We start from the raw sequence: 13,460 nt of genomic DNA, 5'->3' as shown, positions 1-13,460 counted from the left end.
GGAGTACCCCAGTCAATTAGTAACTATTTTTTAGTATGCACAGGGTGTGATACACTCGGAAGCGTGTGGAACGTGGAAGGGGATAGTCTGCCATGTGCTCGTTGCGCGTTAAATACTTAGTTGAAGAACTGTAAGGGAGTGCAGATATCTGATGGTATATGCGGAAGTCTGCAGGGATTTGACGACCGCGGCGGAGGGCGGGGCCAGGGATGGCTCAGAGCTGCCGGTTGCGGAAATAAAGACCGGTTATTTGACTGCGCAGTGAAGAAACGCGCGGCCCGGAGCCTTCCGGGTGGGAATTGCGCGAAAGAAAACGGAGGAAACGTAAATGGCTCGTATTGCAGGTATTGACTTACCAAGAGAAAAACGTGTGGAAATCGGACTTACCTATATCTATGGTATCGGTAGACCGAGCGCAACAAAAATCTGCGAAAAGGCAAATGTCAACCCTGACACCCGTGTAAGGGAACTGACAGACGATGAGGTAAAGAGACTCAGCGCTGTTATTGATGAAACAATGACTGTTGAAGGTGATCTGAGAAGAGAAATCGCTCTGAACATCAAGAGATTACAGGAAATCGGATGCTATAGGGGTATCCGTCACAGAAAAGGACTTCCGGTTCGCGGCCAGAATACCAAGAACAATGCCAGAACAAGAAAAGGTCCTAAGAGAACGGTTGCAAACAAGAAGAAATAATATCAATTTATTGAGGAAAGTAGGTTAGTTTAAATGGCTAAGAAAGTTGCGAAAAAAGTAACAAAGAAACGTGTCAGAAAAAACGTTGAACGCGGACAGGCACATATTCAGTCATCTTTCAATAACACAATTGTTACCCTGACAGATACTGAAGGAAATGCTTTAAGCTGGGCAAGCGCCGGCGGTCTGGGATTTAGAGGTTCAAGGAAATCTACTCCGTACGCAGCACAGATGGCTGCAGAAACTGCTGCAAAGGCTGCTATTCCGCACGGCCTGAAGACTGTGGACGTTTTTGTAAAGGGTCCTGGTTCAGGACGTGAAGCTGCTATCCGTGCACTCTCTGCATGTGGTCTGGAAGTAACCAGCATTAAGGATGTTACTCCCGTTCCCCACAACGGATGCCGCCCGCCCAAGCGTCGTAGAGTTTAATCAGCATTTTGTGATTTTCATCCGGGAACGGATGGTTGCGTAAATAATAAATTGAGAAAACGTTGGAAGAAAGTACGGCACAGTGAGTGCGGTTGTTTCATGAGGAAACGGCTTTTCGCCGGCAGGACCGGCGGAGCGTACTGTAAACAATATTTGGAGGAAATTTTAAATGGCAGTAAACAGAACCCCTGTTTTAAAAAGATGCAGAACCCTTGGTCTTGAACCCATGTACCTGGGATACGATAAAAAGTCCAACAGAACCAGCGCAAGAGCTGGTAAGAAGGTCAGCGAATACGGCACACAGCTGAGAGAAAAACAGAAAGCCAAATTCATTTACGGCGTTCTGGAAAAACCTTTCAGAAATTACTATAAGAAAGCCGATAAAATGAAGGGTATGACAGGTGAAAACCTGATGACTCTTCTTGAGAGCAGACTGGACAGCGTTGTTTTCAGAATGGGCTTTGCAAGAACCAGAAGAGAAGCTAGACAGGTAGTAGATCACAAGCATGTACTGGTAAACGGAAAGTGCATCAACATTCCTTCTTACCTGGTAAAAGCAGGCGATGTGGTTGAAATCAAGGAAAAAGCAAAAGGAATGCAGAGATATAAAGATATCCTCGAAGTTACAGCAGGAAGACTTGTTCCGGAGTGGATGGATGTAGATCAGGAAAACTTCAAAGGAACGATTAAGGAACTTCCGACCAGGGAAATGATTGATGTACCTGTAGACGAAATGCTTATCGTCGAATTGTATTCCAAGTAATTTCTTGTAACTGGCGTGAACGTTTCAATTAAGAAACTTTTCGTTCGTAAAGGAGGGTATTTGCAGTGTTTGATTTTGAAAGACCCAATATCGAGGTTGCTGAAATCTCTGAGGACAAGAAATACGGCAAATTCGTTGTAGAACCGCTGGAAAGAGGTTACGGTATCACCCTTGGCAATTCACTGAGAAGAATCATGCTTTCTTCCCTGCCGGGTGCGGCTGTGAGCCAGGTCAAGATTGAAGGCGTGCTGCATGAATTCAGCTCTATTCCTGGTGTCAAGGAAGATGTGACTGAAATCATCATGAACATCAAGAGTCTGGCAATCAAGAATAACAGCGAAACCAATGAACCTAAGACCGCTTATATCGAATACGAGGGCGAAGGTGTTGTCCGGGCTTCAGATATTCAGGCAGACCAGGATATTGAGATTCTTAATCCCGACCTGGTAATTGCTACCTTAAGCGGCGGCAAGGAAAGCAAGCTGTACATGGAACTGACCATTACCAAGGGACGTGGATATGTCAGCGCAGAGAAGAACAAGAGCGAAGACCTGCCTATCGGCGTAATCGCTGTTGATTCCATCTATACCCCGGTAGAAAGAGTAAACATGACTGTAGCCAATACCCGTGTTGGTCAGGTAACTGACTTTGATAAACTGACACTGGATGTTTATACCAATGGCACTCTGGCTCCGGACGAAGCTGTCAGCCTTGCTGCAAAAGTACTCAGCGAACATTTAAGCCTTTTCATCGACCTTTCTGAAAACGCCAAGACCGCAGAGGTTATGGTGGAAAAAGAAGATGATGAGAAAGAAAAAGTATTGGAAATGAGCATTGACGAGCTTGAGCTGTCCGTTCGTTCCTATAACTGCTTAAAGCGTGCTGGTATCAATACGGTAGAAGAATTAACTAACAAGACTTCTGAAGATATGATGAAGGTTCGTAACCTGGGCCGCAAGTCTCTGGAAGAGGTTCTTGCTAAATTAAAGGAACTCGGTCTTCAGCTGAACCCCAGCGATGACGTGAATGCATAATTCTGAATAAAAGTTCCGGCGTTTCCCGGTAAGTCCGAACGGCACGGTAGGCGTCACGGCATCCCTCAGGATGCCTGTCACATGATTGGCGGTCAAAGCTGTCCGCAGGGTGGCTTTGGCTTTACACAGCATTCGGTAAGTAAGTCCAAAGAGCGTGGCCGGATGTACCAAGAATGAAAGAGAGAATAGAAAAATGGCAAAGTACAGAAAATTAGGAAAAACCTCAGATCAGAGAAAGGCTCTGCTGAGAAACCAGGTAACCAATCTGTTATATCACGGAAAAATCGTTACCACTGAAGCAAGAGCTAAAGAAGTTCGCAAGATCGCTGAAGGCATCATTGCAATGGGCGTAAAGGAAAGAGATAACTACGAAACCGTTAAGGTTACTGCCAAGGTTGCCAGAAAAGACAAAGACGGCAAGAGAGTAAAGGAAGTTGTAGACGGCAAGAAGGTTACCGTATACGATGAGGTGGAGAAGGAAATCAAGAAGGATATGCCCAGCAGACTTCATGCCAGAAGACAGATGCTGAAAGTTCTGTACCCTATTACCGAAGTTCCGACAACTGCAGCCGGACGTAAGAAAGGTACCAAGAAGGTTGATATGCCTGCTAAGATTTTTGATGAAATCGCTCCCAAGTATGCTGACCGCAAGGGCGGCTATACACGTATCATCAAGATTGGCCAGAGAAAGGGCGACGGAGCAATGGAAGTTGTTCTGGAGCTTGTATAAGTCAAATCCATATTTCCACAGGCCGGTTATGCCGGCTATGGAATAAAAATAGCAGAGAGCATTTTGCTTTCCTAAACAAAGAGGCATCCGCCGCGGAAGAAAATTCCGTTGGCGGATGCCTTTTTGCGTTTATTAACGACCGTGACATTTATACGCTGTACAAGCGCTTAATCCGGTTCCATCCATCCGGAATATTCGATAATGGAGGGGACCTCGCCGGGTTTTCGACCCTGCAGAGTCTGCTTCCGGTATTCTTTGGGGGAAACCTTCATCATTTCATTAAAATGCCGGTTGAAATTACTCAGCGTACTGAAGCCTGTCATAACAGAAATATTGAGAATCGTATGGTTTGTGTTACGAAGCAGGTTGCAGGCATTCATAATCCGGATAGTATTCAGGTAATTCAGGGGACTGGTATGCATAACAGCCTGAAAGCTTCTTCGGAAATGGGTAGGGCTCATATGGCATAGTTCCGAAAGCTTATCGACAGGAAACTTGTTCATGTAGTTATCTTCGATAAAGTCCAGCGCCGGCGTAATACTGAGTGAGCTAATGCCGGATATTGGTGGATTTTGCCAGGGGGGGGTATTTTCTACATTATAATTTACAGCATATTTATCCTGGAAACGGATAATTTCCATGTACAGGGCGAACAGATAGCTTTTTATCAGTTGATGGTCGGGCTTTTCTGCGGAGAGTTCTTCAATGGATGCCTGTGCAAGGAGCGGGATGCGGGAAGAAGCACCGTTAGGTATCAGATATTTATGAATATCATCATGTATCATATTAAAACTGAAATCAGGAGGCAGGATATCCCTGAAAAGCTGACGCTGGTCAAAAAACAGATAGGACCATCTGCTTTTAACGGAGGGAGACGAATAGGTAGTATGAGGGATATTTCTGGGTATGCAGGTTATATCTCCTGCAGAAAAAGGAATGCTCAGTCCGTTATAAAATTCCAGGGTGCCGTCGTGAGAATGGCAGATCCCGATTTCAAGGCAATTATGAAAGTGCAGATTTTCACTGCGGATGTCAGATATTGTCCAGTTGCTTCCGGTAAGCAGAAGAACCGGAAAGCTGGAAGGAAGATAATAGTTCCGATATTCAACAACCGGTTTTGGTTTTTTTAGCGGCATAATTGCCTCCTTTCTGTTGATATTAAGTCATATTGCACATATGGACAGTATAGCATAAAAAAACCATTCTGTTAATATGGTTAAAACTGCACAGTTATTTGACAAAAAAGTGGATGAAAGAGGTTGGTAAATATAAGATAATACATATAGATAAAACGCACAAAAAATATTGTGTAATATAAACAAATTAAAGCGATATAAACAAAGTTTGTGTATTTTGCAAAATGCTATTTGAGCAAAAAGTGATAAAACAGGAAATTGTACAGAGCATATAAGTGAAAAAGTGACAATGCAATATCTGGTCATGACAGGAAGGTTACTTTTTTCGGGACCTTTTTAAAAGCACTCATGCGAAACCGGTTACATTGGAAGAGGAGAAAGGAGCGGACTGCGTATGGCACAGGCAATGGAAAAGAGTAAAAAACAATTGACGGGAAGGCAGCTGAAGAAGATACGGCTGGTATTGCTGCTACTGCCCTTTATGGTATTTGTATTGATATTTAATTATGCACCGCTTCTGGGCTGGAGCTATGCATTTGTTGATTTTAAGCCTGGCGTTTCCGTTTTTGATTCTGATTTCGTAGGCTTAAAATATTTTCAGAAAATCGTGGCTAACCCCAGGGATTTTCTGAATGTAATGCGTAATACGCTTTGCATTTCTTTTTTAAACATCTGTTGTTCTGTGTTGCCGGCAATTTTCGCCATAGCTATTTCGCAGCTGAAGAATAAGAAATATGCAAAGATGGTACAGACTGGTACCTCCATACCGAACTTTATTTCCTGGGTGCTGGTGTATTCCATTGTATTTATGCTCCTGTCCTCGGAAAGCAGCGCCCTGAACAACATATTGATGGGACTGGGATTAGTCAAAGAGCCGGTTAATCCGCTGACAAACGCAAAGCATGCATGGCTGATACAGGTGGCAATCGGAGCATGGAAGACGCTGGGCTACAATGCAATTATTTATCTGTCGGCCATTACATCAATTGATCAGGAGCTGTATCAGGCGGCGGATGTGGATGGCGCCAATACCTGGCAGAAAATAGTACATGTTACCGTTCCCGGACTGTTATCCACCTTCTTTGTACTGCTGCTGCTGGCAATTTCCAACATGCTTTCCAATGGTTTCGACCAGTACTGGCTGCTGGGAAACGGCATGACCTGGGATAAGCTGGAGGTATTTGATACTTATGTATATCGTATGGGTATTAAAAATATGGAGTATTCCCTTGCCACTGCCATGGGTATCTTTAAATCCGTTGTCAGCATTATCCTTCTGTCATTTGCCAATTGGGCTTCCAAGAGACTGAGGGGAGAGTCCATATTCTGACACTGACGATGGGAAGCAAGGAAGAAAGGAAGTTGCAATATGAGTAAAAAGAAAAACAGGATTACCTTTGCCGGCATAATAAATGCCATTATTCTTGGATTGTTTACTTTAATATGTGTTTATCCGCTGTGGTATATATTTATTAACTCATGGTCTTCTCCGGCGGCTGTCAACCGCGGAGTGTACATTATTCCACAGGAGTTTTCCACAGAGGCCTATACGAATCTGCTGGAAATTCCGGGCCTGACCTCCAGTATCGGCATCGCCTTTGCCCGTACGATACTTGGAACGCTGCTTACGCTGCTGTGCTGCAGCTTTGCGGCATACCTGCTGGCAAACAGGGATTTGCCCTGCAGAAAGCTGCTGTACCGTTTTTTCATAGTGACCATGTATGTGAATGCAGGATTTATCCCTTACTATCTGTTAATCAGCAATATCGGACTGAAAAATAATTTTCTGGTATACATACTGCCTTATGCGGTTCAGGCATATTTTATCATTCTGATTAAGACTTATATTGAATCCATACCATCGGAACTGGTGGAATCGGCGGAAATGGACGGCGCAGGGCTGGTAAAGGTCTTTTTCCGGATTATACTGCCTCTGGCCAAGCCGATTCTGGCCTGTATCGTCGTGTTTGCAGCGGTAAATCAGTGGAATACCTGGTCGGATGACATGTTCTTCATGCAGGGCAGGAAGGCAGCCAATCTTCACTGCCTGCAGTACCTGCTGTATACCAAGCTGCAGTCCAATGTGGTTTCCACTACCGGAGCCGGCGCTGCCGCAGGTGCGGCGGTCAAGGTAACCTCAACTACGCTTCGCATGGCAATGAGCTTTATTACTGTGGTGCCGATTTTATGTGTATATCCCTATATGCAGCGGTTTTTTACCAAAGGAATTATGCTGGGTGCCGTAAAGGGATGACAGGATCTTACTTTCATTGCTGCGATGATTCCGCATTGCAAAAATGAAATTAAATAAAGTAAGAGATTTGGGCGCTTAAAGCAGCCTGAAAAGGAAGGAGAGAATATGAAAAAGAACTTACTTAAAAAAGTGCTTGCCATGACAGTTACCGTCGCCATGCTCGGCGGACTTGTGGCATGCGGTTCAGCCTCCAATGAATCGTCGGCCGAACCTGCACCGGCATCCAGTGAAGCCGCACAGACAACAGCTGAAGAGGGCGCTGCCGGAGAAACTGCGGATGAGGCTGCACAGGCCTCGGATTCAGGAGTAATCATTCCCCATTTTGAGGACCGTGTTGCCCTGGATGTGGTGGCCTTTGTTGGAAGGGGGGAAGCGGATGGCCTGCGTTCCGATCCCGTCAGCAAGTATATTGAGGACACTTTAAACATCGACCTGTATCTGACCGGTGTTACGGAGGCGGACTGGCCGAGCCAGCTGTCGGCCATGATGGCGGATGGGGATTTGCCGGATATTTTCATGTTATCCGATCCTACCAAGCAGCTGCCCATGCTCCTGGAATCCGGATCTGCACTGAATCTGGAGCCTTATCTGGAGGAGTACGCGCCGAATACCATGAATGACCCTGCAGGAAAAATGATGATTGAGGCTGAAAGAATGGCTGCCAACAGCCCTGACGGAAACGCATACCTTTGGGGAATGTGCAAGGGGTCATGGGATGACGGCACAGTGCCTACCTGCGGCCACTATATCAGATGGGATGTTTATAAAGAAGCCGGCTATCCCAAGCTGGATTCCTATGATGAAGATCTGCTGGACGTTATGGAAGCCATGGTAGCGGCAGAGCCGGAAACAGATGACGGGCAGAAAACCTATGGCTGCGGTGCATGGTTCGGCGCAGGACAGGGCTGGGGTGAATGGGTGTTTACCTTCGGTCTTGGGCCTCAGGAGGGCGTAAACCTGATTGAAACTACCGGACGTGTCCTGGGAGTATCTACAGTGGATTCCAAACCGCTGGAAAACAATCAGCTGACTGATCCGGAAGGCATTTTCTGGAGAGCGGTTCGTTTTTATAACAGAGCAAACCAGAGAGGGCTGCTGGACCCTGACTCTTTTACGATGACCTCTGATATTTATGAAGAAAATCTGAAGGCCGGTAAATATATGTTTAACGTACCCGGCTGGATGTCTGCAAACGCCAATCTGGAATTCAACAAGACAGAAGGAAATCAGAAAGCTTTTATTTCCCTGCCCAGCCTGAGTGGTGATGCGGAAGACAGATTCGGCAATATGTACCGCGGTGAAAGACAATATGTGGTAAACGCCAATACGGAGAACCCGGAAAGATGCGTTGCTTTGCTTGATTTCTTATCTACCTATGACTTCTCCAGAACTGCATGGAACGGTCTGGAAGGCACCTATTGGAATGTAGAGGATGGAGAGCCGGTACCTACGGATGAGTATCTGAACGTTACCAAGGATGATGCCTTAGGCGCTGAAACAGGTGTGAATGTTTACCATCATTTCTGCGGCTTCGGCAACGGAACAATTAATCCTGACGATGGTGTTGCCATTGATCTGTATCAGTTCTCCCAGAAGGCGCTGGATAAAAAGATGAACGATACCGTGAAGGATTTTATCTCCCATTACGGACAGGAAACACAGGTCGATGTATACCGCGCCGAAACGCCTGTTACGGATGCCGGCATGTATATTTCCTTTGGGGATCCGGAAGGTGATATTGCATCGTATGTAAATGAAATCAATGCTTATGTGGGCAAGAATGTAGTTACTGCGGTTGCAGCCAAGAGTGATGAAGAATTTGAAGCCGTCCGCACAAAGATAATTGAAGAGCTGCAGAAAAATTATCATGTGGATGAGGTATTCCAGTATTTCTATGATGAAGCCCTCGCTCAGGCCGACGATGTTGCCAAGCTTGTTGATATGAACAATGCAATAAAAGCGGACAGAGAGCAGTAATAGCTTGCACTGTCTGAAAAAAGGAGCCAGTGTATTTGTAAAAATGCGCCGGCTCCTTTACAATATAAGCATAACAAATGTATGCGTATGCGCGTTTCGGCGCGCAGAGGGGAGGGGTAGGCATGATTTGCAGGCAAAAGCTTGTGATTCCCACCTATGAGATGGATGAGGCGGAGAGATCACCCTATTTTTATGATGTGAGGAATCATCAGGGGACACGGGGGAACATTTATCCCATTCCCATGATCGATACCTTTAAAAACGTGAAGACGGACAGGGAGTATGACGCTGTTGTGCTGGAAAATGAATTCATCCGGGTGACGGTGCTGCCTGAACTGGGAGGGCGGATATATGAAGGCTACGATAAAAAGCTGGATTATAATTTCGTCTACAAAAACCAGGTGATTAAGCCAGCTTTGATAGGGCTGTGCGGCGCATGGATTTCAGGGGGGATTGAATTCAACTGGCCGCAGCATCACCGTCCTACCACGTATATGCCTGTGGACTGTGTGATTGAAGAGGGGGAGGATGGAGCACAGACAGCCTGGATGGGAGAATATGAGCCTTTGTTCGGCATGAAGGGGATGGTGGGGGTAACCATCTGGCCGGACAAATCTTATGTGACGGTAAAAACAAGGCTGTATAACCCGTCTAATGCCATGCAGACTTTTCACTGGTGGGCCAATCTGGCAGTGCATGCCAATGAGGACTATCAGCTGCAGTTTCCGCCGGATATTGACTACATTACTTATCATTATAAGGATGCGGTATCAGAATTCCCGGTAGTGAAGGGAGAATTTGCCAGAGCTGATTTCGGTGAGGGAACGGATATTACCTGGTTTAAAAATATTCCTTCTCCGGCCTCCTTTTTTATTCTGAACTCAGATTATAATTTTATGGCCGGGTTCGATCACGGAAGACAGCGGGGAACAGTGCATGTGGCGGATCATAACGTTTCTGTGGGCAAAAAGTTTTTTACCTGGGGAAGCAGGGAGTTCGGTGATGTATGGCACCGTAACCTGACCGATGAGGACGGCGCCTATCTGGAAATCATGACGGGCTGCTATACGGATAACCAGCCGGATTTTTCCTTTATTGCGCCGGATGAAACGAAGACCTTTGAGCAGACCTGGTATGCCACCGCCCATATGCCGGGGCTGAAAAATGCGGAAAAGGATGGGGCCGTGGGTTTTGTTTTAAACGGAAGAAGGCTGGAGGCTGCTTTTCAGGTGACTGCGGTTCACAAACAGGCGAGAATCTGCGTGGAGGTGAAGGGAGAGCGGCTTCTGGAGGAATGCCTTTTCCTGGAACCGGGACAGCCGTGCCTGCGGAGCCTGGAAACAGCGGAGGGGACGCAGGAAAAGGATATATCGCTGTTTCTTCTTGATGAATCGGGGAAAATCCTGGTTTCCTATACCTTCGGGCCGTCCTTTTTCCAGGACCGGGAAAAACCGGCGCCTCACAGGCCGGCACGGAAGCCGGAGGAGATACCCACGCAGGAGGAGCTGTATCTGGAGGGGCTTCATTTGGAGCAGTACCGGCATGTAACGCTTCGGGCAGAAGATTATTATCGGGAAGCGCTGCGACGGGACAACGGAGATATCCGCTGCAATAATGGAATGGGGCTTCTGTGGATGAGAAAGGGGGACTGCAAAAAGGCGCTTCCGTTTTTTGAAAAAGCGGTAAAACGCAGTATGCTCAGAAACCCCAATCCCAGGGATGGGGAATGCTGTTTTAATTATGCCTGGGCGCTGGAGAATGATGGGCAGGAGGAGGAAGCGATCCGTTTTTACCGGAAAGCAGCCTGGAATTATGGGTATAAGGGAGCCGGACTAAAACAGGCGGCGAAGCTTTATGTACGTAAGGGTTGTTTTGAAGATGCGCTTTCCTGTATCAGGGAAGCGCTCACAGTGAATGGGGAAAGCCCGGAGCTTTCCTTCCTGAAGGCTTTTATACTGCGGAAATCGGGAAGAAGCAAAGAAGCGGGGAAGGTGGTCCGCGATATGCTGGCCGTGGATCCGCTCGGATACGGTCTGCTGGGGGAAAGCTGGTTTCTGCAGGATGAAAAGGAAGCACTGGATAGACTGAAAAATGTGCTGCGTGAGAGAAAAACGGCATGGCGTGTCCTGATGGCGGAATATCTGGAGCTGGGAGCCTGGCAGGAGGTGCTAAAGCTGGGCCGGATTGCGCCTGCGGATCCGATGAACTGTTATTACAGGGCATATGCGGCAGCAGGTCTTGGGAAAGAAGCAAAAGCAGCAGATTTCCTTACACAGGCGGGGGAGATGTCGCCGGATTACTGCTTTCCATATACGGATATGGATAGGCGTGTTCTCCAATATGCCTTTGCGCAAAGAAAGGATGGAGGGAAAAGCGCATATTATCTTGGCTGTTTATTCTATGGAAGGGATAACCGCGAAGAAGGCGTGAAATGCTGGGAAGTGTCTGTTACCAGGGAGGACGGTTTGCATCAGGCCCACAGATGTATGGCCCTTGCCCTGCTTGAGGTATTTGAAGACAAGGTGGGAGCAAGGCGGGAAATGGAAAAGGCCTTTGCTATGCATCAAGACGGGCGGTATCTTCTGGAGCTTATGGAAATACGCAGGGAATCAGGTGTTCCGGTAGAAAAGCTGCTGGAGCTTCTTGAAGCATATCCTCAGTTGGTTTATAAAAGAGAGGATCTGTATCATCAACAGCTGGTGCTTTATAATGAGGCGGGAATGCCGGAAAAGGCGGCGGCTTACTTGAAGAACCGTACCTTTAATCCTTATGAGGGCGGAGAAGGTATCCTGGTAAAAGCGCATATTCTTGCTTATATTCAGCTGGGAAGGCGGGCTTTCCGGGAAAAAGATTATGGCGGGGCCATTGCTTTTTATAAAACGGCTCTGGAATATCCGGAAAATTATCAGGAGGGCCGCGGTGTAACTGCACGGGAAGCGGCAGTATATTTCCATATGGCGAAAGCGCTGGAGGCAGCAGGAGAGGAAAGGGAAGCCTTTGCCTGGTACGAAAAGGCGGCGGCCCATCAGACGGGACGGCTGGATGAGAGTGATTTTTATACGGCCTGTGCGCTGCGGCGGCTGGGAAAAGAGCGGGAAGCTGCGGCGCTGTATCTGTCGATGCTGGACGGAGCGGATGCCATATTGAAGGAGGAAGACAGGCTTCCCCATTTTGGGGGCTTTGTCTCCAATCTGCCGGGAGAGCACAGTATAAAAAAGGCAAATCACAGGAAGGCCCATCCGGCCAGGTTCTATGCGCTGACCGGCCTGGGGAGAAAACAGGAAGCAAGGAAGGAAAAGGAGCTGGCAGCAGTCTGGGGAGCCGAAATGGCATGGCTGCGCCTGATTGAAGAGGATGGAGGTAAAATGGGGTATGAAGGCATCTGAAAAAATTAAAGGGATTGTATTTGCTTATGACACAAATGGGGAATATGACATGGTAAAGGAGCTGGGTGTGGAATGGATGCGGCTAAATATCTGTTTTCCCTGGAAGGATAAGATGTTCGGGACATTAAGCGAGGAATACATAGCAGCCAGACAGGAAATCCGTGATACCCATGCCAAAGGCTTCCAGGTAATGCCTGCGACACCGCCGCTGGGCGGTTTTACCTATGATGAAGAGGAGGGAAAAACATGCTGGCATGAGCATTTCCCGGAGTTCGTGGGAAAGAAGGGGACGGAAGAGTTTTATGAAAATGTGAGGGAAAGCATGCGGTTTATCTGTGAGGATTTGGGGGAGGCTGCGGGGATTTACTGGCAGTGTATGAATGAAATCGATATTCCCGTATTTTCCAATGACTACCCGGATGACATTCTTGCAGATACCGCCAGGGCATGTGCGGAAGGAATCAGGCGGGGCAATCCGGAAGCCAGATGTGGTATCAACATTTCCTGCTATAATGAAAATGCGGTGAGAATTGCGGATTTGGTGTATCGGGAAGGGCATTCCTTTTATTATATGGGCGTGGATCAGTACTTTGGTTCCTGGCAGCCCGGGGATGCGGAAAACTGGATTGGGGTGCTGGACGCGCTGTATGAAAGATACCGGCTTCCGGTACTGGCCAATGAATGGGGGTACTCCTCAGCCGGGGAGCTGGCGGAAGAAATGCCGGATCCGGCGCTGGTGCCCAAGGGACTTCCTGAGGTATGCTATGTGAAGAAGTGGTTTCATGAGGCGAAGGGCGGGCATACCCCGGAGGTTCAGGCGGATTATTTCAGAAGGGGCCACAGGATTTTTGCGCAGCATCCTCATTGTCTGGGGTCCTTTATGTTCTGTTGGAGGGATGCCTATCACTGTTATCATTGCGGCGCCTCTGACTGTCCGGCCGAGTGTTACTGGGGGATTGTGGATACGCAGTGCCGTCCCAAGCCGGCTTATTATGCCGTAAAGGAAGCGCTGGCGGAGTATTATAAGGATGAATGAAAAAAGCGAAACAGTCCG

General features: G+C 47.4%; 11 protein-coding genes. 10 read left to right on the top strand and 1 reads right to left on the bottom strand.

The features are described from left to right. The first annotated feature begins 328 nt into the window (after positions 1-328). The 5 genes from rpsM (at position 329) to DXC51_RS16010 (ending at position 3,653) form a co-directional block, all read left to right on the top strand. On the top strand, positions 329-697 hold the full coding sequence (rpsM, locus tag DXC51_RS16030) for a 30S ribosomal protein S13 (protein WP_021633721.1): 369 nt from the start codon (positions 329-331) through the stop codon (positions 695-697). Between the two features lie 33 nt (positions 698-730). Next, positions 731-1,126 carry a 30S ribosomal protein S11 gene (gene rpsK / locus DXC51_RS16025; RefSeq protein ID WP_021633722.1) on the top strand — a complete coding sequence of 132 codons (396 nt, stop codon included), beginning with the start codon at positions 731-733 and terminating at the stop codon, positions 1,124-1,126. Positions 1,127-1,295: 169 nt separating this feature from the next. Continuing rightward, on the top strand, positions 1,296-1,889 hold the full coding sequence (gene rpsD, locus DXC51_RS16020) for a 30S ribosomal protein S4 (RefSeq protein ID WP_025487410.1): 594 nt from the start codon (positions 1,296-1,298) through the stop codon (positions 1,887-1,889). Between the two features lie 65 nt (positions 1,890-1,954). Further along, positions 1,955-2,923 carry a DNA-directed RNA polymerase subunit alpha gene (locus tag DXC51_RS16015; RefSeq protein ID WP_021633725.1) on the top strand — a complete coding sequence of 323 codons (969 nt, stop codon included), beginning with the start codon at positions 1,955-1,957 and terminating at the stop codon, positions 2,921-2,923. A gap of 193 nt (positions 2,924-3,116) precedes the next feature. Next, entirely contained in the window at positions 3,117-3,653 is a 537-nt protein-coding gene (locus tag DXC51_RS16010) for a bL17 family ribosomal protein (RefSeq protein ID WP_021633726.1), read from the top strand. A 167-nt stretch (positions 3,654-3,820) separates the two neighbouring features. Here the strand turns inward: DXC51_RS16010 and DXC51_RS16005 are convergent, their stop codons facing one another. Then, positions 3,821-4,789, bottom strand: a complete 969-nt coding sequence (locus DXC51_RS16005) for an AraC family transcriptional regulator (RefSeq protein ID WP_117544902.1) — start codon at positions 4,787-4,789, stop codon at positions 3,821-3,823. Between the two features lie 394 nt (positions 4,790-5,183). Between DXC51_RS16005 and DXC51_RS16000 the strand changes: the two genes are divergently transcribed. The 5 genes from DXC51_RS16000 (at position 5,184) to DXC51_RS15980 (ending at position 13,442) form a co-directional block, all read left to right on the top strand. Continuing rightward, positions 5,184-6,119 carry an ABC transporter permease gene (locus tag DXC51_RS16000; RefSeq protein WP_021633730.1) on the top strand — a complete coding sequence of 312 codons (936 nt, stop codon included), beginning with the start codon at positions 5,184-5,186 and terminating at the stop codon, positions 6,117-6,119. Positions 6,120-6,158: 39 nt separating this feature from the next. Beyond that, positions 6,159-7,043, top strand: a complete 885-nt coding sequence (locus tag DXC51_RS15995) for a carbohydrate ABC transporter permease (RefSeq protein ID WP_021633731.1) — start codon at positions 6,159-6,161, stop codon at positions 7,041-7,043. A gap of 105 nt (positions 7,044-7,148) precedes the next feature. Then, positions 7,149-9,020 (top strand): type 2 periplasmic-binding domain-containing protein, encoded by a 1,872-nt coding sequence (locus tag DXC51_RS15990; RefSeq protein ID WP_025487409.1) that lies wholly within the window; start codon positions 7,149-7,151, stop codon positions 9,018-9,020. Between the two features lie 122 nt (positions 9,021-9,142). Continuing rightward, a complete protein-coding gene (locus tag DXC51_RS15985; RefSeq protein ID WP_181970121.1) occupies positions 9,143-12,406 on the top strand; it encodes a DUF5107 domain-containing protein in 3,264 nt (1,087 codons plus the stop codon). Next, on the top strand, positions 12,393-13,442 hold the full coding sequence (locus DXC51_RS15980) for a hypothetical protein (protein WP_025487407.1): 1,050 nt from the start codon (positions 12,393-12,395) through the stop codon (positions 13,440-13,442). Before DXC51_RS15985 ends, DXC51_RS15980 begins: the two co-directional genes overlap by 14 nt. Positions 13,443-13,460: the final 18 nt, after the last annotated feature.

The sequence above is a fragment of the Eisenbergiella massiliensis genome (assembly GCF_003435485.1).
This window is presented reverse-complemented; position numbering and strand designations above follow the sequence as displayed.